Here is a 22010-nt window from a genome sequence, read left to right as displayed (position 1 = left end):
CTGCGATACTTTGCGCTTCCCTCATGCGTTCCTCTGCGTTAAAAAATAACTCCATGAATAATCTAAACTTCTTCTCTGATTACTTAATAGCTACTTTACGTCTAGCCGTCCCCTTAGCATTTGCAGCCCTTGGAGGATTGTACTCGGAACGATCTGGGGTGTTAAATATCGCTTTAGAAGGAATGTTGCTTACAGGCGCTTTCACTAGTGCTGCTGCGACTTTCTACATAGGCAATCCCTGGCTTGGTATCCTTGCGTCCTTAATTGCAGGGGGATTAGTCGGATTACTCCATGCTTTTTTATGTGTAACTTTGCGTGTCGATCAATTGGTATCTGGGCTAGCAATTAATCTCGTCGCAGCTGGCTTAACATCGTTTTTGGCGCGGTTAGTGTTTAGTGGCAGTAGTACGCAGCAGTTACCTGGAATTGGGACAATTATGATTCCTGGTTTAGCCAATATTCCTCTGATCGGGCCGCTACTATTTCAGCAGGATTTTTTAGTATATTTATTATTTATCTTAGTTATTTTCACTACATACATTTTATTTAAAACTAGCTTTGGATTGACATTACGAGGAGTGGGAGAATCTCCGAAAGCTGCTGACACGGCTGGAATTTCAGTAACATTTGTCCGTTATATTGCAGTGGTAGTTAGTGGCTGTCTTGCGAGTTTAGGAGGTGCTTATCTAACTCTGGTACAGGTAAGATTTTTTGCCGAGGGGATGAGTGCTGGTAAAGGATTTATTGCGATCGCAGCATTAATTTTTGGCAGATGGCATCCTGTAGGTAGTGCTTTGGCTTGTTTGCTGTTTGGGGCTACAGAAGCTTTACAACTGCGAATTCAGGCATTAGGGGCAAATATCCCTTACCAATTTTTAGTCATGCTACCTTATGCGATCGCTTTATTGGCATTAGTAGGATTAGCGGGAAAATCTACACCTCCTAAAGCTTTAGGTACTCCCTACTTTGGAGAAAATCGCCACTCGGACTAATTTAAAGTGAAATTCTGGATCGCAAGGATAATTAAGATAGTTTAGTTTGCTGCCATAAGATGAGTTTCAATTCAGAACAGTAGTAAACTCGATCACTAATTTCTCCTTCGCGATCGGCTAGCCAATCATAAATTTGTGCAGCTTTTGCCAATGCCACTTTTTCTGAACGATAAAGCCGAGGAGTAGGGCAGTAGGCGTGGCCATTGATGTGTATAGCTACAATCTGCCAATAATCGCTCTCTGGTACAATTTCTAAAAACCCGTTGCTGTAAGACTCAATTATTCCTATATCCATCTACACCATCAAACTTTTTAACGTTGGCCACAACAAAGCCGATACCAGCCAATTTTTGCAATTCGAAGCTGGAATCACCAGGGAATGAAGTAACAACCCCTGTTAATGATTGTGGATTCGTAGTCAATGAAAATCTGAATTATTGGTCACTTTTTAGCTAGTTGTCTTAGTGCTAGTTTGAGCTTGATGGTGAAAGTTTCCGCATCAAAAGCAATATCAAAACAGTAAACTAGCAAAAATTAAAAATAATATGCGGATAAGTGCCATAGTTGCGTACTTACATTATTTAAGCTTTATGTTGTGTTTTGGCGCTCTGGTATCAGAAGCATTGAATTTAAAAAAAGAATTGAGTTTAAATGAAGCTTGGAAGATTGTCATAGCTGATGCAGTATATGGTATATCAGCAACTGTCGTTCTTGTCACAGGCATTTTACGTGTTATCTACTTTGGTAAAGGCACGGATTACTATTTGAGTAACCCAGTTTTTTATGCCAAAGTTGTGGTTTTCATCGTGGTGGGTTTGCTATCTCTCTATCCCACTATTTCTTGCATTGGTTGGTTGAAAAGTCTGCAACAGGGACAAGCACCCAAGCTAGAATTACTAAAACTAAATCGTCTCATCTGGCTAATTAGAATTGAATTGGTTGGTTTTACCTTAATTCCGTTATTGGCAGCAATAATGGCAAGAGGAATAGGTACATAGGCGAAATTACTCTTCGGTCAGTAATACAGTTTTGGTAAACAAAAGAGTGAAAGTTATACACAAGAAGCGATCGCCATCCTGAAAATCAGGCGTTTACGAGGAAAATGAAAAGGCGATCGCACTTTTGCAGAATTGTACGTAAATTAACACAGTACCCTAGCTAGCCTTTCATTCAGTAGCTTCTCTGCGGGACTTCAGTTGAGATGCAATCAGAGGAACTTTGGGAGAGAGAAAAAATCCAATTAAACTGGCAAAAAGGATTGGTGTAAAAGGACTCAAGTTAGTCAGTTTTGACAGCAGCAGAGTTGTACTTATAGGTGTGCGCGTTATGGCTGCATTCACAGCCGCCATTGTACAAATCATAGCCAGGGCGGGATTAAGCCCCGGAATTAAGACTGCTACTGCTTTACCAATACAAGCACCAGTGAAAAACAGGGGGATGATAAATCCACCGCGCCACCCACCTGTTACCGTAATGCTAATGGCTGCCATTTTACCAAGAGCAAGAGTTAAGAGAAAAATAGCACCAAAGCTAGTAGTGAGGACTGGCTCTAATTCTTCATGTCCAAAATAACGGGTTAGGGGTAATAAAACTGCTAAAGTGCCAAGCCCAAACCCTGCTAATGTTGTGCGTACATAAATGGGGCCCGGAATTCGAGCAAACAAGTAATCGCAGCCCCGAAAAATGCTCATAAAAATCCATCCCGCCACCGCGCCAATGATTCCGAATACGATCGCGATCGCAAAATCATCAATTTTTTCTAGGTGGTACTGGGGAAAATGCCAGGTGGGTGCAATTCCCAAATGTGTAATTGCTGCAAATACCAGATAACTAGCGCAACTTGAAACAATGGCTGGCATCAAAGCTTCGTAATATTCCACAATATGCTCATGGTGCAAAATTTCCAACGCGAACATGGCACCGCCAAGAGGTGCGCCAAACAAAGCTGTAAAACCAGCCGCCATCGCCGCTAAACTCAAAGTTCTAAGGTCTTCACCCTGGAGTTTTAAGCGATCGGCAACCCAAGTACCAAAAGAACCTGTTACTTGTACTAGTGGCGCTTCTGGCCCAGCACTACCGCCTGCCGATATGCTGATTAGAGAAGCAAGAATCATTGAAGGATTTTTGCGAACATCTAAGCGTCCGCCACGAAAATGGATATTATCAACAATTACGGCGATTTCACCGGGATTTCCTAGAAAATGAATCACCAGCCCGATAACTAAACCAGCCAGTGGCATCACTATCAGGAGGCTAAAACCTTCAAATCGTTGCAGATAGTGAGTTAAAAATTCTAAAACATTCCAGTAAAACGCAGCGAATAGACCACCAGCAGTACCTACAGCTACCCAGAGTATCACCCACTGCGAAATCATCAGGGGATTACGTTTTACCAGTCCAAAAAGTTGAGCAAATGTCCAGCGTTGAGTTTGATTGCTAGCGGTGGTCTTTTTTGGTAACACTGTTTATTTCCTATTTGTGAAACGAAGAATATCGAATATTACGTTTTTTATCGTAAAGGCTATTTAGTTTACTGCATCATCTTTGGTCTATGAACCATTTTAGAGGAGCTTTCTTTTGATGGAATTATCTAGCTAAATTTCTTATTTCTCTTGATAGATTAAATCAAAACTAAAAAAGACCAAAATAAAAAGCGATATCCATATTTGAAAATCAAACTATAAATTGTTAGTTTTATGCAAAAGATTTATGCCAATATTCAGGGCATCAAAGCTAGTCAGAACAAAAAACTACAACAGCTTTAGGAAGAATCTCAAGCAGCAGATAGATTAATTACACCAGAATTTGCTAAAATCTCAGATTTCTTTTTATTGGTGTTATTTATCAATCCAATAGGCTTGTTTTATAGAAACAACCGCATTCACAAATGAATGCAATTTATCGGAGGAATTAATGAACTCAAAATATAACTTTCAATACTTTCAAGGCAGTTCTCTTTCTGACTTGTTTGCTCAAGATATCACAGATGGATCTTATGGATTTATCTTAAATTATCCTGCAACTGCGAGTTGGGCTGCTTATCCCAACCGGAAAAAATATTTTATTCAAGATGGCAGTAGTGAAGCCAGCAAAACCTCCTTCGATAAGATTTGTCAGAAAGAGCCTTGGAAAAATCTGGCTGTCTTAGGCGATCGCATTCCCGGAATTGTGATTATTCCGCCACCAAAGCCCCTGCTTGAATACTGGCAAGAGCATTTCGGATTCAAGCACTCCAATATTGAGATGATGGATTGCTCGACTTATCTAGACGATCTCAGCCACAGCGATCGCTTTGATAAACTCATCACTCTATTTCCTTTTGATTGCCTAAAACCTGAAAAACACGCTGTTACTTCAGACACCCATTACCGTTTACTCAGCAAAGTAACGCTAGAAGAAATAGGGGTGCAATGTCCAAAATATAAGAGCTACAATCTGCACCAAGTCAATATCGTAGACATTCAGCTACCACAATTTCCCTACTTAATTAAAACCTCCCACGGACTCTCAGGAGAAGGCACTTATATCATCAAAAATCCCAGCGATCTAAACTACTGCCTTGAAGAAATTAACAAATATCTTGATATTAAGTTGCTTGATACGATTATTGTCTCAGAGTTCATCAAGAATGAAGTACAGAATTACTGCGTACAGTTCTATGTCAACAAAGCCGGGGAGATAACTCTCATCGGCACTACTGGACAACTCGTCACTCCAGAAGGCAACTATTTAGGAGGAGTGATTGACTACGGCAAAACTGACATGAGCAAGTTCTTTGAAATGATTGCCAACGTTGGTGATTATGCTCACAAACAGGGATATTTCGGTGTGATTGGCTTTGATGTGCTGGAAAACCAAGACGGACAATTTTACGCGATCGATGCCAATTTCCGAGTTAATGGTTCTACTCCGTTGTGCTTGCAGCGTCATACTCTACTGCGACTGGGAAAAGAAGTAGCTAAATACTCCAGTAGCTACCGAATGGAGGGGACATTAGAATCAATCCTTATAACCTTGAAACCAGAATTAGACCGCAAAGACTTGATTATTTTATCGGCTTTAGAGAAGGCTAAGTACGGAAAAATATACACTGAACTTTATGCGATCGTTACTGGAGAAACTATCGCACAAATGCAGTATATTGAGCAGCAATTACAGACTAAAGGATTACAATTACTCTCTTAAATAGTTATTAATTCAGTATTTTTATCATCCTGACAACACTGTAGAAATCATTCCTAAGAGTGAAAGTTGGATGATTCTAACTATGGTATGAACCTAAAAGACAATGCAGTTAAAAAGGTATCCCAAGGTTTAGGCTCATGATATTCATGCCTCATAATTTTCTACTTATATGGCTGTTTCAACTGCTATCCGTTGGGATACTTGGTGGGGGAATCTACATTCTCTATGAGTGGTACGAACGAGAACTTATAGGAACTTCCTATTTAGTAGCTGGACTAGTAATGGTTCTGTGGACTTTTGGCGGCCGTTTTATCAGCTTGCCACTGCTGCGTCGTTCTGGAAATCAGGAACCTAAGTTTATGCGTAGTAAGACCGTGCAACGGTTGCCACGCCCTGATGGGAGCGTGTTACAAGTTGAGTTTTTTGGCCCTGAAGATGGTCAACCAATTATCTTGTCACATGGTTGGGGGCCAAACAGTACTATATGGTATTATGCCAAACGACAATTAAGCGATCGCTTCCGAGTAATTGTTTGGGATCTACCAGGGTTAGGAAAATCCTCTAAACCGAAAAATAACGATCACTCCCTAGAAAAATATGCCCGTGACTTAGAAGCTGTTGTTGCGATAGCTGGGAATAAACCTGTTATCCTGCTAGGGCACAGTATGGGTGGGATGATTAACCTAACATTCTGTCGCCTGTTTCCAGAGCAATTAGGTAGTCGGGTGGCTGGCTTAATTCTTGTAGATACTACTTATACCAATCCGGTTAAAACTTGCATATTTAGCAATCTGGTACGGAAATTGCAGAAACCGCTACTCGAACCTTTGTTATACCTGACTATTGTGCTGTGGCCAATTTTTTGGTTGATGACTTGGCTTTCGTATTTCAATGGTTCGCTGTATATCAGCGTAGAACTATCTGGATTTACGGGTACTGAAACACGCGGTCAACTCAATTTTGCCGCTTTTTTATCAGCATTGGGTTCGCCTGGTGTTTTGGCTCGTGGCACACTGGCAATGTTAAAGTTTGACGAAGCACAAACACTCGCAACTATTAACGTGCCTGTATTGGTCATGTGTGGGGCTTCAGATATAGCAACTAAACCTGTGGCAAGCGATCGCATGAAAGCAGAATTACCTTACTCTGAAAGAGTCACCATCAAACCAGGCGGACACATGGCATTGATGGAACAAAATCAGCAGTTTAGCGAAGCAGTAAGCAGATTTTGTGCTGGCTGCTCATAGCTGAGATCGCTACCTAAAGCTTATTTAAAGGCTAAGCGTACATCAGTCTGCGATTCTGGATTAACGTGATATTATTATGTCCGCCTAATCACTTATCAAAAAAAGCTGTCCGCGTCTGGTGTGTCGCCGCGTCAGAGCTTCCTCCAAAGTTCAGTTCGTCAATTTATCCTTCGAAAGGAACATACGAGAACTTTTGTACATACATCTTTTAGAAGATGAATGGAAAAAAAGTTTTTGCAAAAACAATATTTAAAACCTTAAGATTATTGGTGAGACTTTGATTATGTAGTTATTATTCGAGCGCTCATTTCAAGAATCTAGTGATTATCGTCACCAAGCTCTTCTGGTGCGTCGGCTGCGCCAACGGGCAGAGAAGAGGGAATAGAGAACAAGCAACAGTCGTAAAATACTGACCGAATACTGGGTTTTAAGCCCATAAATTTATTGATGAAAAGAGGTAAAAACATTTTTTTTCGAGACAGGTAATGCATTCGTGCAGCGTCTCGTAGAAAGAACAAATATGTCCTGATACAAATCCTCTAATTTTAATTAGGGGAATTTCCCTGTTCGCTGTTGCCCCTTCCTTGTTCCCTTTTAAATCTTCTTCAAAGAAAGTAAAGGAGATGGTAAATGCTAACAGATACTCAAGAGGGACGAAAACTGATTAATGAAGTAGCATATCGCATTGTGAGTGAAAAGGCTCCTAAAGAACGACCGCTTTACGTTGGAATTCGGGATAAATACTTTGCTAATCCAGAAAAGTTTTCACAAGAATCTAGTGAAGCCATTGATGAGCCGTTGGGAATGGGAGAAATAGCTATATTAGGAACTTTAACACAAGTAGTATTTCCTATTATTACTCCCATCTTAGAATATTTAATAGTTGAAGTTGCTCAAGGAATGGCTAAAAAAACTGGAGAGGAAATTTTTCAAGAAGCATCTCAATGGTTGCGAAGTTTATTTTCAGAACCGAAACCAAAACCACTTTTTAGTCAGGAACAGTTAGAAGAAATTGCAAAAACTATTCAAAAAATTACCGAGGATAAAGTAAATACACAGAATATTGAGAATATTGAATGGGTCAAAGTTACAACGGTTACTGACTCAGTAATAACCAGACTTGCCCTTGCCAAGAAATAGCACGTTAAACGTATTCAAAGTAGTATACCCACTTTAATAGCAAGTGTTTAGCCGTTTACTCGTTTAGGCTATTTTTTAAAATTCTTAGCTTGGAAGGGTTTGATATTTTACGTGCGTTTGCCCTGCAAAAAATAGTGGGAGGTTATTTCATGAACCAGGCTATTCTTCGCTCTAATACAACTCAACTTAATCCTTTTATTTTTCCGTCAGAGACAGATTCTCGTTTTTTGCTATTAGTCGTTGCTGTTGTTGGTATCACAGTAGTTTTAGTCGATGCTATTGCCGGAGGAATATTAAAATTAAGTGTATTACTGTCATTTTTATTTGCTATAGCAGTTACACTCTTTGTTTTTATATGGGCATGGTATCAAGCAAAATGGTATGCAAATAGCAAGATTATAAAACAGGGTTGGAAAGATTTTCCACCTTCAAGCCAAGACCCCAAGGAAGCTAATTCTCTACAACAGTTAGCAGACTATGTTCAAGCAATTGTAGAAACCCTTCCGAATGTAAAAGCAACAAATCCTAGATTTATTTGGGATGATACAAGTCAAGGTTGCGATCGCCCGACTGGAATGGCTTTTGGATTTGGTAAACAAAAGCTTGTTTGTCTTAGAAAAGGTCTGTATACAGCATTTCTTCTGTTACCAAATTCATTTATTGCAGTTGTTCTCCATGAACTGGGTCACATAGCTAATAGAGATGTGAATAAAACTATTTTTGCTATTGCTCTGACTCAATGTTTTTTTCCTGTGGCATTGACTATTCTATTACTGTTCAATGCCTATGTTGTTTTATCTATAGTTAAAGACTTAATTTCAGGACAAACACTTGCTTCTGTTTGGGAAGGAATACCATTGATTGTAGAAATTAATATTAAAACAATTTTACTATTGTTGTTAGTCGAAGTAATTCGTAATAGTATCTTGAAAGTTAGAGAATATTACGCCGATGCATGTGCTAAACAATGGCTTGGAAGCGCAAACCCATTGATTGAACTCCTGTCTGAGAAGAATTCTTCTTCGGGCAGAAGTGAAATTAAGGATTTTGGCAAGCAAGTTTTACTCGTCATATCTCAAATGCAACAGAATGGTTTACAGCAAGCTGCATTTTCACTGTGGAATCTTATCGAAAAACAATTCCATACAAAATTTGCACCACTTCATCCAACCAATCGGGAACGCATTACTGCTTTAATGGATACCCGTCAGCTTTTCAGACTCAATTATGAAGTTGCTTTTATTTCAGGCCTTCTAACCGGGCTAGCGCTCAACGCCAGTTTTATTATGGCAACTGCAATGGGTCAGCTTGGGGAAGTTGTGCATTGGATTAGTCACGCAATACAAGACATTAACGATCGAACAATCGTCTTAATAGCATTTATTATTGTTAAGGCACTTTTATTAATATATTTATTGATTATTGCTTTTCTCGTCACGGCTTTTGGCTTGCTTCCAGTTACCACTACTGTTGGTCTTCAACTCCAAGCAGCTGCCTTTGCTGACAAGGCTGATTTTTCTGAAGAACGTTTACTTTCACCAATGAAACTAGTGTATTTATCGTTGGTATTGGGATTTGGTTTTGTTTTGGGGTGTCTTCTAGTACCTATACCTAATACTTTTTCATTGTGGAGAGTTTCAATATTAACTCTGATTCTCTATATTCTGGGATGGGCTGGTGTGTTTTTCGTGTGGATGATGCCGTTAAAATGGTTATCTGGCAAGTTATATACAATGCACACTGGAAATGACGTTCCAAAGAGCAAACGACGTTGGTTGTTAATCCTCTCGGCAATTGCCCTCTTGCCTTTGTTTGTAGTGATGAGTGTAATACAAATATTAAGCGTTCGTTCGCTTTCACCAGAACTTGTTCCTATCAATAATATTGAAATTTTCTTTGTAGTTTTATGCTTTTTTTTAGGGTTTGTCTTACAAGGACTAGTTTGGGTTTTTGGTTGGCTTATTTTTTTAAAAAAGGGCTGGTTACATCAATCTCATCAGCACAGATATATTTGGGCCGAATTACCCAACCCAATATCATTACCACCACTGCCACTGCCAGTTGACGATGATACTGTACCAGAAGTTTAAAGTAATTTATGCTAAAGGTCAAAAATACATTTGACTCTGTTTAAGTCCCGTATTTGAACCACAATCCCTTCTTGTAGGGATTCGCAGCCGTACATTGGTGTCAACTTAACGTGAAAGCCAGCCTAGAAACAGCTTTTAAAGATTATCTCTTATCTCGTTTCCAGTGTCCGACTGGGAATGCCCGTCGCTGAGGCAGAGCCGCAATGAGCAACATTTCCAGACTCTGGCTGGAAACGAGATTTGAAAAGGGTTTTAGCTTAAGTTCGCACCAATGTACAACTGTACGCCCCTACTACCAAATCTTCTTAAAGGCTAGATGAACCTATCCCACTAATGCCAAAATGAGGTAATATTTTATTGTACAAGAAAAGAGTGTGTATCGATTGATGGCTGGGCGTTTTGAAGGATTAACTGACCTGGAATGGAAGCTCTTTGATGATGTATTTCCTCAAGAGCCATCTAAGCGTGGAAAAGGAATGCCTCATGCTCCGTATCGTCATGTACTAAATAGTTTGTTGTATATTCTAATTACTGGGTGTCGATGGTGTGATTTACCAAAGGGAGATATATGGGCATCCAAAAGCTCGTCTCATCGATGGTTAAAACGGTGGCGTACAGATGGAACATTTGAACATTTACAAGCACGTATATTAGCGATCGCTTCGGAGAAAGGACTCATCAACTGGCAGTTTGGAGCGGTTGATGGGTCTTTTTCCCCCTGGGAAAGGTGGAGGTGAAGAAGTTGCCTATGGTGGCAAAGGAAAAGGTATATTAATACACACACTTACTGAGGGGAATGGAATGCCACTTTCTAACTCTACAACCCAAGCCAACGGGAACGAGAGGGAACAAGTACTACCCCTATTAGATAAAGTAAAATTAAAAACTTTAAAGCGCGGTAGACCACGCAAACGACTCAAGGTACTAGCTGCCGATAAAGGCTACGACTCTAAAGAACAACGTACTAAGTTACGTAAACGGGGCATTCGACCCCAAATACCAAAAAGAAACTGGAAAACAAAGAAAAACAAAGGCAGATCTATCAAAATTTCTGCACCAAGATTCCAGCAAGAGCGTTGTTTTGCTTGGTATCAAAGGAAATATCGTCGTTTAGTTGTACGCTGGGAGCGACGAAAGGTATATTTTGATGCATTTATTGACCTGGCTACTATACATATCTGGATTCAAAGAATATTATTAGTGGGATAGATTCATGTACTGAGTACCTTTTGGTTAGATCCAAAGTAGAGGTCGCTTAATTCTTCCAAAGAAATATCGGTCTGCGATTCTGGATTACGAAAGTAGGGATGGATGGGTAGAAGTTCGGCGCGAGGGCGGGTTTCCGGTAAAGACAGAATTTGCTCAAGCAAAGTCAGGTAGTTTTCAGCAGTAGATTCCCAACTGTACGTTTTCAGAACCCGTTGCTGACCAGCTTGGGCAAAATAGTCCCACTCTTGAGCATCACATAGCACCCGCTCCAAGCCTCGTGCAATATCAGCAGGATCTTCTGGGTCTACGAGTATGCCATATTCCTTATTTCCCTGTCGCAAGCTTTCGCTAGGACCACCGTTCTTGGTTGCTACCACTGGTAAACCTGCAACTGCTGCTTCTAAGGGAGCAAGTCCAAAGGGTTCGTAAAGTGCTGTCAGCGCAAATACCGAGCGGCGTTTAACCATAAACCGATAGGCTGCTGCCAGTGACTCTTGAGACTGATCTAACAAGCCAAATGCACTAATCTTGCCCCACAAGTCGTTTTCCTTGACCACCTCTCGAATGGGGGCTAATACCTCTTCAGCTATGCTATCACTAGCCTCTTCTCGTAAGGGATTGTCCAGTCCCCCTGTAAGTAACATCAAGTTAGCTCGTTCCTGAAGTGTTGGACTAATTGCGAAGGCTTGCACTAGCCCTAATATGTTTTTTTTAAGCTCTAATCGACTGGATGCTACGATGACAGGCAAATCTCGACGTGCCTCTTCAATGTCCCGTGCCAATCGCTCCTGAATGAACTCTTCAGTTGCTTTCTCATTTTCGGAACGTGCCTTTGCACCGAAAATCGAGAAATCTGCTCCTGGTGGAATCACCGCAAAGCGGTTGTCGTTGTCTACATCTACTGCACTCCGATAGACTCGATGAGAATACTGTTGAAAGCGTTCTTGTCGTGTACTGGTGATATTAACGACCGAGCGATTCATGCTCAAGCGTTCGGCTAGGATGCGATATTTAAAATGGAATTGCTCATCTATTTCTAACAAGTTCTCGGAAGTGACTTCCAGCTTGTCCATCTTTTGGGCACCAAGAGAATGAGCAGTAAAGGTAAAAGGTATGCCTGTATCCTGTTCAATTAGAACGCCACACAGCCCTCCATCGGCATAGTGAGCAGTCATAGCATCGGGTAAGCCACCTTGTTGTTGATAGAATTTCAAGATGTTGGGTACCCAATCACTAATCAGATGAGTCCATAACGACTCTTTGGGAAGAAATTCTTTTGGCCCAGCTGGCAAGCGGATAATGCGGACGTTATCGATTCCTGGATAAGTGTCAAACGCCTGGGCAAATTCTGGCCATTCCGGGTCAATAATTTGACGGGTGAGAATATCAACTTTGTGTCCCTTTTCGGCTATAGCTATGGCGACTTGCTTAACGTAAATCAGTTGACCCCCAAAATCTGGGTGTTTGGTTATGTGACTATTGTTTGAATCAAAATTGCCTTGAGGGTTGAGAAATCCAATGTGCATCGCCCACTTCCTAATACAGGTTGATTTCTACTAGAGATTTTGCCTGAACACGGCAGCATAAAAGCTTAGTGAGCTTGTTAAAAACTCCCAAGGCTGAAAAACGTAGGCAGTGAGAATTTACGTAAATACCATTGCTCAAAAAGTAAGCCAAAGGGCTTTTATTAATTCCCTTTAGCTTAAACCCAGCCAATTCGCGCATTTTCCTAATATTTAAGTTAATCGCTACTGCGGTTGGCGCACATATACCGGATGGCATAAATGGTAAGGTGATATTTCTTTTTAAAATTCAACGTATTCTTGCTCTTATCCCGTAATTTCACTTTTATCTGCATTTTTTGTTGCCAAAGATACATCAATACACTTAGTAAATAGTAAATTTATTTCTTCCACAACAACGCATTGGCTAAAGGAAACCCATATTTATTGGGTAATTCTATCACTCAAGATGATGCTTGCTATCAGATATAAATATTACAACAATAAGTAAATGCCAAAATCTATATGATGGTCTCATAAAAGATATTTTAAGTAAATCTACACGCTGATATAAATAATTTTATTCATTTGGATAGATGTCGGTATTTGCTATTTTTCGTAAATTTATGAAGCTGAAAAAATTTGCAGAGAAACTTGTTAGCATATTTATGAATTAAAAAGTAACAAGGATGTTCCCAATATTATCAATTAACGATGATAAATTCCATTTTCAAATGTAAAGCGATCCTTGCTATCATCAAGTTTTAAGATTTTTTCAGGATAGGAATTGCAATAAGATAGTAATTTTTCGTTAATTTAAACTTATTAGCCTTAGCCTTAAAACTAACTTGCATTAATTACTATTAAACATATCTTCAAATTTTTTATTAACAGTAAAATTAGTTCTTGGTAATTCGCTTATGTATGTAGCTGTATGGCCTGGGAATGTATATCCCTTGGGTGCTAATTGGGATGGAAAAGGTACAAATTTTGCTTTGTTTTCGGAAAATGCAACAGGTGTAGAACTTTGTTTATTTGATGCTGATAATCATGAAATTCGCTTGCCTTTAACAGAAAAAAATAATTTTGTTTGGCACGCTTATCTACCAGGAGTAGGTCCTGGGCAACGCTATGGATTTAGAGTACATGGCCCTTGGGCCCCAGAACTTGGTCATCGCTTTAACCCTAATAAACTATTAATTGATCCCTATGCCAAGGCAATTGATGGGGAAATTAGCGATACCGCAGCTATTTTTGGCTACTCTTTAGATGCGCCAGAGCAAGACCTAGCTTTTTCCGATTTAGATAATGCCGAAATTATGCCGAAGTGTATTGTTGTCGATCAGTCTTTTGATTGGGGAGATGACAAACTACTTTCTATACCGTGGCACGAAACTATTATTTATGAAACTCACGTTAGAGGTTTTACTAAATTACACCCAGAAATTCCAGAAGAATTACGTGGTACCTATGCAGGGCTGGCACATCCAGTTGCTATTCAATATCTACAACAACTAGGAATCACATCTGTGGAATTGATGCCTGTGCATCACTTTTTATCTTCTCCAGGATTTCTGGTAAATAAAGGACTGAAAAACTATTGGGGTTACGATTCCATTAATTATTTCACCCCCTATTCTGGTTACAGTGCTAATGGCTCAGTCGGACAACAAGTGACCGAGTTTAAGCAGATGGTCAAGGACTTACACTCTGCTGGCATTGAAGTAATTTTAGATGTAGTTTATAACCACACTGGCGAAGGCAATCATTTAGGGCCAACATTATCGCTACGAGGCATCGATAATGCTGTGTACTATCGCTTGGTCAAAGATAATTCTCGCTACTACATGGACTTCACAGGCTGCGGCAACTCTCTAAATGTGCGTCATGCCCAAGTTCTGAAGTTAATCATGGATAGCCTGCGCTATTGGGTAACAGAAATGCATATTGATGGCTTTCGGTTTGATTTAGCTTCGGCATTAGCGCGAGAACTATATGAAGTAGATAGTCTCGCAGCTTTTTTTGATATTATTCATCAAGATCCAGTTCTGGCAGATGTAAAGCTAATTGCTGAACCTTGGGATTTAGGAGAAGGTGGTTATCAAGTTGGCAATTTTCCTTTACGTTGGTCTGAATGGAATGGCAGATATCGTGATACTGTAAGGGATTTTTGGCGTGGTGAGGATGATAGCCTCGGACAATTTGCTTACTGTTTTACTGGTAGCCCTGACCTTTACCAAGCAAACGGGCGTAATCCCAGTGCCAGTATTAATTTCATCACTGCTCATGATGGCTTCACGCTCAATGATTTGGTCAGCTATAACGAAAAACATAATCAGGACAACGGCGAAGATAGCCGGGATGGGGAAAGCCATAACCGCTCTTGGAATTGTGGTGTAGAAGGAGAAACTAATGACCCAGATGTAATCCGCTTACGGCAACGTCAGCGACGCAACTTTTTAGCAACTCTAATGCTGTCTCAAGGCATACCTATGCTATTAGGAGGAGATGAAATTGGTTGCACTCAGAAGGGTAACAACAATGTATACTGCCAAGATAATGAAATTGCCTGGCGTGATTGGAGTTTACAAAAGTCTAATTCCGAACTACTAGATTTTGCCCGCGAACTGATTTATTTTCGTCATCAGCATCCAGTATTTCGGCGGCGTAAGTGGTTTCAAGGCCGTCCTATTCACGGTTTTGGGATCAGTGATATTGGTTGGTTTAATGACGATGGCAGCGAAATGACTGAAAAGCAGTGGCTAGTTAGTTATGCCAAAGCTATGGAAATTTTCTTGAATGGCGAAGGCATTGTTACTCCTGGCCGCCGTGGTGAACGGATTATTGATGAAAGCTTTTTGCTATTTTTTAATGCTCACTACGAAACGATTGAGTTTGCTTTACCCAATGTTTTCCAGGATAGGGAATGGGAAATAGTTATTGACACCAACGAACCTCGCTTCCTTAGCCCAGGAAAGTTGGTTATGGGTGAGCAAACTGTGCCAGTTACAGATCGCTCTCTCATAGTGTTACGTCGTCTTGCTTCATAAGACAAAAATCATAGAAGCGATCGCGCCTATGACAAAATAAAAAATTGAGTGATATAGGGTGAAGTGCGATCAGGAAAGCGATCGCACTTCACAATGATCATTTGAAGTATAAAGTAAACTCCGTTAAAACCTACTTACTATTTGAAGGAACTAATGTAGTTATTCAGCAGACATCTCCAACTGGTTAATATATCTGATTTTTCACGGTAAGTTCTCAAACAACCCGGCTTTTATACAGGCTGATTGTCAACAATTATAGATTAATGAAAATACCTAACCTAAAATCAGGGTTGGAGAAAACTGATTGACTCGATCGGCACTTCTTTTTGTATTTCTTTATGTCCAACCAAAAGAAGTGCTAAATGTGAATAGTAATATTAAAAAATTCTCGGTATGTGTCACTCAATCTACAGGTTTTTTAGATGATGAAACAGAGACAGGCAAGTATATACAAATACACTCAGCTACTTTGGAGTGTTTTGTTAGTGCTGGTAATTTGGAATCTACCTCAATACGCTCTGGCAGATGTCAACCCACAGGAGATAAATGCAATTATTCGCACGCGGGACATTGCCCTGCAAGCCATAAACACTCGCGATTTTACCAAAATACAACCTTACTTGCACCCAAACTTCACAATTACAACAGTTGATAACCAGATTTTTCATGAAGTTCCTGAGTTTGAAAAGTACTGGAATCAGCAGTTTTCCAGTTCCATCAAAGATATCAAAATGCAACTGAAGGGAGATACTCTCAGAACATTTCTTACTCCAGATATAGATGTTGCCTCTGGAGAAGCGATCGCATCTTTCTCTTTCAAAGATGGCAAAGCAGCTGATATGGCGTTGCGATGGACAGCAGTGCTGCAAAAACTCCAAGATAAATGGACGATTCAATCGCTGCATTTTTCCTCAAATCTGCTGAATAACCCAGTGCTAAATGCTGCTCAACAATTGGGACGAATTCTAGCAGTTGCAGCAGGTGTAGGCGGTTTCGTTCTGGGAGCAGTGACGATGTTACTATTACGTCGCAGAACTAAGCCACGAACCGAAAGGATATAGCAAATAAAGTGGGAAGAAGCACCTATCAGTCCAATAAAAATATTGGCTTTCATCGTCGTCTCAAAGCAACCATAGTAGTTTTATTAGTTTGGGGTGGCGTGAGTTTGCTGCACTGGCTACCAGAAACACAATGGTTGATGCTGGGATTAACGGCAATCCTGACTGTGCAAACATTACGGATGCTGGTAGCAAAACCAGATGCAGCGGTGATGGAGAGTAAGATTTATTTACCGCCAGTCTTGATTTTAGTTCCAGCTAAAAATGAAAGTTCAGTCTTGGCTAATCTAGTTGACAGTCTATACCAATTGAATTATCCCAGCAATTCCCTAGATATCTGGATTGTTGATGATGGTAGCACCGATGAAACCCCAGAGATATTGAGGGAATTACAAACTCAATTTCCATCTTTGCAAGTTCATCGACGGGAATCAAAAGGTGGTAAATCAGGGGCGTTGAATGCGGTGTTTCCCTTTACCCAAGGGGAGATTATTCTAGTCTGCGATGCAGATGCTCAATTACCTGTCAATTTTCTCCAGCAAACAGTACCTTTGTTTCAGAAGCAAGCGATCGGTGCAGTGCAAGTGCGAAAAACGATTTCTAATGCTAATACCAATTTCTTAACCCGTTGCCAGCAGATGGAAATGTGCTGTGATAGCTTTCTGCAAACCCATCGCATTGCTATTGGTGGTATGTCTGAACTGCGCGGTAATGGGATGTTAGTTCGTCGGGAATTGTTAGAAAAGTGTCAAGGTTGGAATGAGAACACTGTCACCGATGATTTGGATCTTTGCTTCAAACTCTATTTAGCAGGTGCAGAAATTGAGTTTGTTACAGTTCCATCAATTCAGGAAGAAAGTGTAACTAGTTGGGAGAAACTTTGGCATCAACGTTGTCGTTGGGCTGAAGGTGGCTATCAGCGTTACCTAGATTATTTCCCGCAAATTCTTACTTTAGGTTGGGCGAAAGAAATTGATTTACTATTGTTTTTTTTATTACAATTTCTTCTACCAATTGGACTAATACCCGATTTACTTTGGACAATATTTTATAGTCATCATCCAGTTCTATTTCCACTGCAAACACTACTCAGCATCATTTTGACAATTGCCTTTATTGCTGGACTTTACCAATTTCAAAATTTACGAGGATGGTCTTTGCTTTGGGCAACAATTCAAGGATCATTCTACATGGTGCATTGGATTCCTGTGATGATTGTGACGACTTTAAAGATGTGTGTGCAAAAAGAGCGATCGCACTGGGTTAAAACTGAGCATCATGGTAGAATGGATTGAGTAAAAATAAGCATAAGTTTGAGATTTAATGATTCAAGCTGGATAATTTTTAATACATTAAGGATAAAATTATTCATTAAAACTTAATTTGAATTAATAATATTAGCAGAAAATACCAATAAGATGAATAACGAATATACAGACATACAACAAATAAATAACACAGAAGAAATTATAGAAAAGCCGGACTTATCTCAGCTAACAGCATATCAAAAAGTTAAGGTTGCTTGTGAGTACATATTGAACATTAACAAAAAGCTGGATAGTACTAATACGTTACCCAGTAATGACTTATTTAACAAGGCTAAAGAAGAATTTCCAGAGCAATTTCAAACATTTGCAAAGAATACTTTTTTGCAATATCTTTCAAATACTGTCAAGGATACAGAAAGCCTTATTAACTGTCTTGGGAAGAAAAAGGGTTATTACTTATCATCCACTGCAAAAACAGTAGAAGAGCTAGCTGAATTCTCACCAGATACATCAACTAATTCTGAAGAAACGCGAGCAATAAGAAGACAGAAAGAATCTCTTTTATATAGCGTATTAGAAAGTTGGCTTATAGCTCAAGGATACCAATCTTCTGACGTATCGTCTAGTCGAGCTTTGGGGAAATGGGGAAATCCAGATTTGGCTGGTATTAATGCTATGGATAACTTTAATGGACTTTCATTAGAAATAGTCACAATAGAGGCAAAAACTTCGTTAGAAAATTGGGAACAATGGATTTTTGAGGCTGTCTCACATCGAAGATTTGCAAATCGATCATATTTTGCATTTGCTCATCCAGAAGAGGCTATATCTAAAATACCTCAAGATATTCGATATTATGCCGAACTTTACAATATTGGTGTACTCGTATTATCCCTAGACAATGGCATTTTTCAAAAGCTAATTGAAGGAAATTTACAGAATCCATTAGACTCTGAAGATGTAGAAATAGTAGAGATATATTCAGCTCCATATAACTTCGTTCAGCCAAAGTATCAAATCAAATTTTGTAATGCACTTAGAATAACTTCTATAAAAGAACTATACCAATGGGGTAAGCTCCCTTTAGAAGGCTAATAAATCACTGGAAAAGATGATATAATTGATATTTTCCGCTGTTTATAAATGTTTATTCGTAGGAGGTAATCTATGCCATTATTGGGGGAGGTGAAAGGTTATCAGTATATCGACAATATCTAGTAATAAGCGAGCGCAATTCTGAAACAATCACAGCCAACCCTTATCTCGGTTAATCTACCATAAATTTAGAATCAAAACTAGACACAAAGAGCGAGATGAGTATTAACCTTAACCTGCCAGCAGAACTAGAAAACGAACTTTACACTGAAGCCTCTCAACTCAATTTACCCTTATCAGAATATATTTTACGTATTTTATTTACAAGAAAATCTGTAGATAATTTACCCAAAACTGGGGCAGAACTTGTTACATACTGGCAAAACGAAGGTGTAATCAATTCACGCCCGGATATCACTGATAGTCAAGCCTATGCTCGTGAGTTGCGCCATCAGGCTGAAACACGGGAGCGATCATAGGTAAATTTAATGTATTTATTGGATACAGACATTCTGATTGACATTCAGCGCGGTCACACTCCTGCAATTGCTTGGTTTGCCAGCCTTCCAGAAGTACCGAGCATTCCTGGCTTGGTTGTTATGGAACTCATCCAAAATGCTCAAAATACTCAACGAGTCCGCAATACTCTCAAGCTCGTTGCTCCCCTACCCGTGATTTGGCCTACTGAAACTGACTGTGCGCTTGCTCTATCAAATTTCACCAGCTATCACCTATCAGATAATTTAGGCTTACTTGATGCTTTGATTGCCGCTTGCGCTGTTGGCAGAGGAGCTACGCTATGTACTTTCAATATTAAGCATTATAGGGTTATACCTGACCTTACTACAGCACAACCTTATACGCGCTGAAGTTGGAATTAAAGAATTAGAAGATATGAGGCTAAGATAAACAAACTTTTTATTGATAAAGTGCTAGAGAATTTCAAAGCCATACCCTAAAACTTGCAAGGAAGCCAAGGGAATAAATCATGTTAGATTTGCTGATTCAAAACGGATTAATTTTCGATGGCTTAGGCTCTCTACCTGTGCGCGGAGATATCGGCATTCAAAACGGACGAATTGTCACCCTTGCACCCTCCTTAACTACCCCAGCGCGTGAAGTGGTTGATGCTTCTGGGTTATGGGTGACACCTGGATTTATCGATATTCATACTCATTACGATTTAGAGTTAGAAATTGCACCAGGATTAAGCGAATCAGTGCGTCATGGTGTTACCAGCGTGGTTATTGGTAACTGTAGCTTGTCTGTTGCGATCGCAGAACCCCAAATCCTGGCTGATATTTTTCAGAGGGTAGAGACACTTTCACATCGGCTGATTGCAAAATGGCTACAAAAGTCGGTTTCCTGGCAGACACCAGCAGAATATTTACAGCATTTGCAACAGTTACCCCTTGGCCCTAATGTTGCCCCAATGTTTGGACACAGTGCCTTACGCGCTCATGTGATGGGATTAGAACGTAGCTTAACGGTTCAGCCGACAAAATTTGAACTAAATCTTATGCAGCGCATAGCCAGAGATGCAATAGATGCTGGCTTTATTGGCATTTCTATTGATATGTTTCCCTGGCATCGAATGAGTGGAGAATGGCAAGGCTACACAATTCCCTCTCAACACGCGAAATTTAAAGAATATGCAATGTTGGCAGATTTATGTCGACGGTGCGATCGCGTTTTTCAAGTCACACCCAATTTACAAAGACTCACTTCCTTTGTAGATATTCTGCGGATGGGTTCAGGGATTGGACAAAAACCACTGCGGCTAACTGTCCTCTCAGCCTTAGATGCCGTACACGATCGCAACCTATGGCGAATATTTTCCCCCCTACTTTTTATTTGGAATCGGCTTCTAAATGGTAATGTGCGCTTTCAAACCCTAACTGAACCCTTCACCATTTACTCTGATGGATCTGTGACTCCCTTATTTGAAGAATTCTCCACAGGCGCACAACTTAATGGCTGTCAGTCACGAGAAGAAAGACAACAACTATGGGCATCGGAAATATTCCGTCGTCAGTTTCGCCAAGAATGGCTCAGTAAACGGCGTAAATCATTCCATCGTCAGTTAGATTTGATGGAAGTTATCCACTGTCCCGAAGCAAGTTGGCAAGGGTTAAGTTTTGCGGAAATTGCTCGTCAAAACCAACAAGAACCAGTGGATTTATTTATCCACGCATTACAAAAATACGATACAGATTTACGCTGGGTGGCCACAGGAGCAAATGATCGCCTAAAACCGCGTTTAGCGATGATGCAGCATCCCCATATTTTGCCTGGTTTTACCGATGCTGGCGCTCACGTCCGTAACCTGGGCTACTATGATGGAGCTTTGTCTTTGCTCAAACAAGCAGTTGCAACGAAGTTCCTTTCACCGGAAGCTGCGATTTGCCGCGTTACCGGCGAACCTGCTGGTTGGTTTTGTCTTGATACGGGAGTTGTCAAAGTTGGTGCGAAAGCGGATATAGTTTTACTCGATCCCAATGCTTTAAATCAGCCAATTAGCCCGCAGGTGCAGATATCAGATCCAATTTTAGATGGTGAACCTCGGATGGTTAAGCGTGGTTCAGATGAGATTGTGCAAGCTGTTTATATTAATGGGGTTCGGATTGTTTGTGGGGGTGAAGTGAGCGATCGCTTGGGGCGTGAAAAGTTGGGAACGGTTTTGTTTCCTGTTTGAATTATCTCACGCAGAGGCGCAAAGAGAAGTTTGAAAGTTTAGCATAGAATTGCTTTTACCCCACACCAGCAATCACCTGCCCAATATCTTGAGGAGTTGCACCTGTTGCTAACATTGCCCGAATCAACAATTCAATTGATACTGAAGCATCGCCATTTTCAGCTTTAGCAATTCGAGGCTGGCTAGAACTAATCTTAGCAGCGAGTTCACTTTGAGTCATCAGTTTTTGTCGACGCTCTTTCAAGTTTTGGCTGAGAGCTAGCTTAATTTCAACAAACATAGTTTCTTCTAGTGTTAACTCCAAAAAATCTGAAACTGTGCCAATTTTCCAGCCTTTAGATTCCAAACGTTCTCTCTTAGATTGATCCATCAAATTACTCCTCCATACTGAATTTATATCATATCTGATATATCAATCAATTTACTGAAAGTTATGGACAAACTACATTTATGTTGTGTTGGTCATAGCTTCTAAATTT

The 22010-nt window shown here is 40.1% G+C and carries 19 protein-coding genes; 15 read left to right on the top strand and 4 right to left on the bottom strand.

Features of this window, described 5'->3' with window-relative positions:
* Positions 1-53 precede the first annotated feature (53 nt).
* Complete coding sequence (locus NPUN_RS23835) at positions 54-992, top strand: ABC transporter permease (RefSeq protein WP_041566385.1); 939 nt, start codon at positions 54-56, stop codon at positions 990-992.
* Between the two features lie 31 nt (positions 993-1023).
* On the opposite strand, the gene NPUN_RS23830 is transcribed toward NPUN_RS23835, so the two are convergent.
* Positions 1024-1287, bottom strand: a complete 264-nt coding sequence (locus NPUN_RS23830; RefSeq protein WP_012411032.1) for a hypothetical protein — start codon at positions 1285-1287, stop codon at positions 1024-1026.
* Between the two features lie 250 nt (positions 1288-1537).
* Here NPUN_RS23830 and NPUN_RS23825 point away from each other — a divergent pair, with 250 nt between their 5' ends.
* Entirely contained in the window at positions 1538-1990 is a 453-nt protein-coding gene (locus tag NPUN_RS23825) for a DUF2214 family protein (RefSeq protein WP_012411031.1), read from the top strand.
* A 168-nt stretch (positions 1991-2158) separates the two neighbouring features.
* Here NPUN_RS23825 and NPUN_RS23820 read toward each other — a convergent pair whose 3' ends face one another.
* Entirely contained in the window at positions 2159-3454 is a 1296-nt protein-coding gene (locus tag NPUN_RS23820; protein WP_012411030.1) for a chloride channel protein, read from the bottom strand.
* A gap of 451 nt (positions 3455-3905) precedes the next feature.
* Between NPUN_RS23820 and NPUN_RS23815 the strand changes: the two genes are divergently transcribed.
* The 6 genes from NPUN_RS23815 to NPUN_RS23790 all read left to right on the top strand — a co-directional run bounded on the left by NPUN_RS23815 (position 3906) and on the right by NPUN_RS23790 (position 10863).
* Entirely contained in the window at positions 3906-5177 is a 1272-nt protein-coding gene (locus NPUN_RS23815; protein WP_012411029.1) for an ATP-grasp domain-containing protein, read from the top strand.
* Between the two features lie 146 nt (positions 5178-5323).
* A complete protein-coding gene (locus NPUN_RS23810) occupies positions 5324-6424 on the top strand; it encodes an alpha/beta fold hydrolase (protein ID WP_202947516.1) in 1101 nt (366 codons plus the stop codon).
* A gap of 630 nt (positions 6425-7054) precedes the next feature.
* The gene (locus NPUN_RS23805; RefSeq protein ID WP_012411027.1) at positions 7055-7564 is read left to right on the top strand and encodes a hypothetical protein; all 510 of its coding nucleotides are present in this window, start codon (positions 7055-7057) and stop codon (positions 7562-7564) included.
* Positions 7565-7713: 149 nt separating this feature from the next.
* Positions 7714-9654 carry a M48 family metalloprotease gene (locus NPUN_RS23800; RefSeq protein WP_012411026.1) on the top strand — a complete coding sequence of 647 codons (1941 nt, stop codon included), beginning with the start codon at positions 7714-7716 and terminating at the stop codon, positions 9652-9654.
* 374 nt (positions 9655-10028) lie between these two features.
* The gene (locus NPUN_RS23795) at positions 10029-10391 is read left to right on the top strand and encodes a transposase (RefSeq protein WP_202947515.1); all 363 of its coding nucleotides are present in this window, start codon (positions 10029-10031) and stop codon (positions 10389-10391) included.
* On the top strand, positions 10357-10863 hold the full coding sequence (locus NPUN_RS23790; protein WP_041565588.1) for a transposase: 507 nt from the start codon (positions 10357-10359) through the stop codon (positions 10861-10863). Before NPUN_RS23795 ends, NPUN_RS23790 begins: the two co-directional genes overlap by 35 nt.
* Positions 10864-10865: 2 nt before the next feature.
* Here NPUN_RS23790 and NPUN_RS23785 read toward each other — a convergent pair whose 3' ends face one another.
* Complete coding sequence (locus tag NPUN_RS23785; RefSeq protein ID WP_012411025.1) at positions 10866-12389, bottom strand: glycosyltransferase; 1524 nt, start codon at positions 12387-12389, stop codon at positions 10866-10868.
* Positions 12390-13285: 896 nt separating this feature from the next.
* Between NPUN_RS23785 and glgX the strand changes: the two genes are divergently transcribed.
* From glgX to NPUN_RS23745, 7 genes are all read left to right on the top strand, one after another.
* Positions 13286-15415 carry a glycogen debranching protein GlgX gene (gene glgX / locus NPUN_RS23775; protein WP_012411024.1) on the top strand — a complete coding sequence of 710 codons (2130 nt, stop codon included), beginning with the start codon at positions 13286-13288 and terminating at the stop codon, positions 15413-15415.
* A gap of 422 nt (positions 15416-15837) precedes the next feature.
* Entirely contained in the window at positions 15838-16476 is a 639-nt protein-coding gene (locus tag NPUN_RS23770) for a YybH family protein (protein ID WP_012411023.1), read from the top strand.
* An 8-nt stretch (positions 16477-16484) separates the two neighbouring features.
* On the top strand, positions 16485-17768 hold the full coding sequence (locus NPUN_RS23765; protein WP_012411022.1) for a glycosyltransferase family 2 protein: 1284 nt from the start codon (positions 16485-16487) through the stop codon (positions 17766-17768).
* Positions 17769-17891: 123 nt separating this feature from the next.
* Positions 17892-18836 carry a hypothetical protein gene (locus tag NPUN_RS23760; RefSeq protein ID WP_012411021.1) on the top strand — a complete coding sequence of 315 codons (945 nt, stop codon included), beginning with the start codon at positions 17892-17894 and terminating at the stop codon, positions 18834-18836.
* Positions 18837-19054: 218 nt separating this feature from the next.
* The gene (locus tag NPUN_RS23755; protein WP_012411020.1) at positions 19055-19315 is read left to right on the top strand and encodes a hypothetical protein; all 261 of its coding nucleotides are present in this window, start codon (positions 19055-19057) and stop codon (positions 19313-19315) included.
* A gap of 9 nt (positions 19316-19324) precedes the next feature.
* A complete protein-coding gene (locus NPUN_RS23750) occupies positions 19325-19705 on the top strand; it encodes a PIN domain-containing protein (RefSeq protein ID WP_012411019.1) in 381 nt (126 codons plus the stop codon).
* Positions 19706-19824: 119 nt separating this feature from the next.
* The gene (locus tag NPUN_RS23745; protein ID WP_012411018.1) at positions 19825-21531 is read left to right on the top strand and encodes an N-acyl-D-amino-acid deacylase family protein; all 1707 of its coding nucleotides are present in this window, start codon (positions 19825-19827) and stop codon (positions 21529-21531) included.
* Between the two features lie 55 nt (positions 21532-21586).
* On the opposite strand, the gene NPUN_RS23740 is transcribed toward NPUN_RS23745, so the two are convergent.
* Positions 21587-21901, bottom strand: coding sequence for a helix-turn-helix domain-containing protein (locus tag NPUN_RS23740; RefSeq protein WP_012411017.1), 315 nt, complete (start codon positions 21899-21901; stop codon positions 21587-21589).
* Positions 21902-22010 lie beyond the last annotated feature (109 nt).

The organism is Nostoc punctiforme PCC 73102 (assembly GCF_000020025.1).
Classification (GTDB): domain Bacteria; phylum Cyanobacteriota; class Cyanobacteriia; order Cyanobacteriales; family Nostocaceae; genus Nostoc; species Nostoc punctiforme.
Note: the sequence above shows the minus strand (reverse complement) of the source record. Positions and strands in the feature narration are given on the sequence as shown.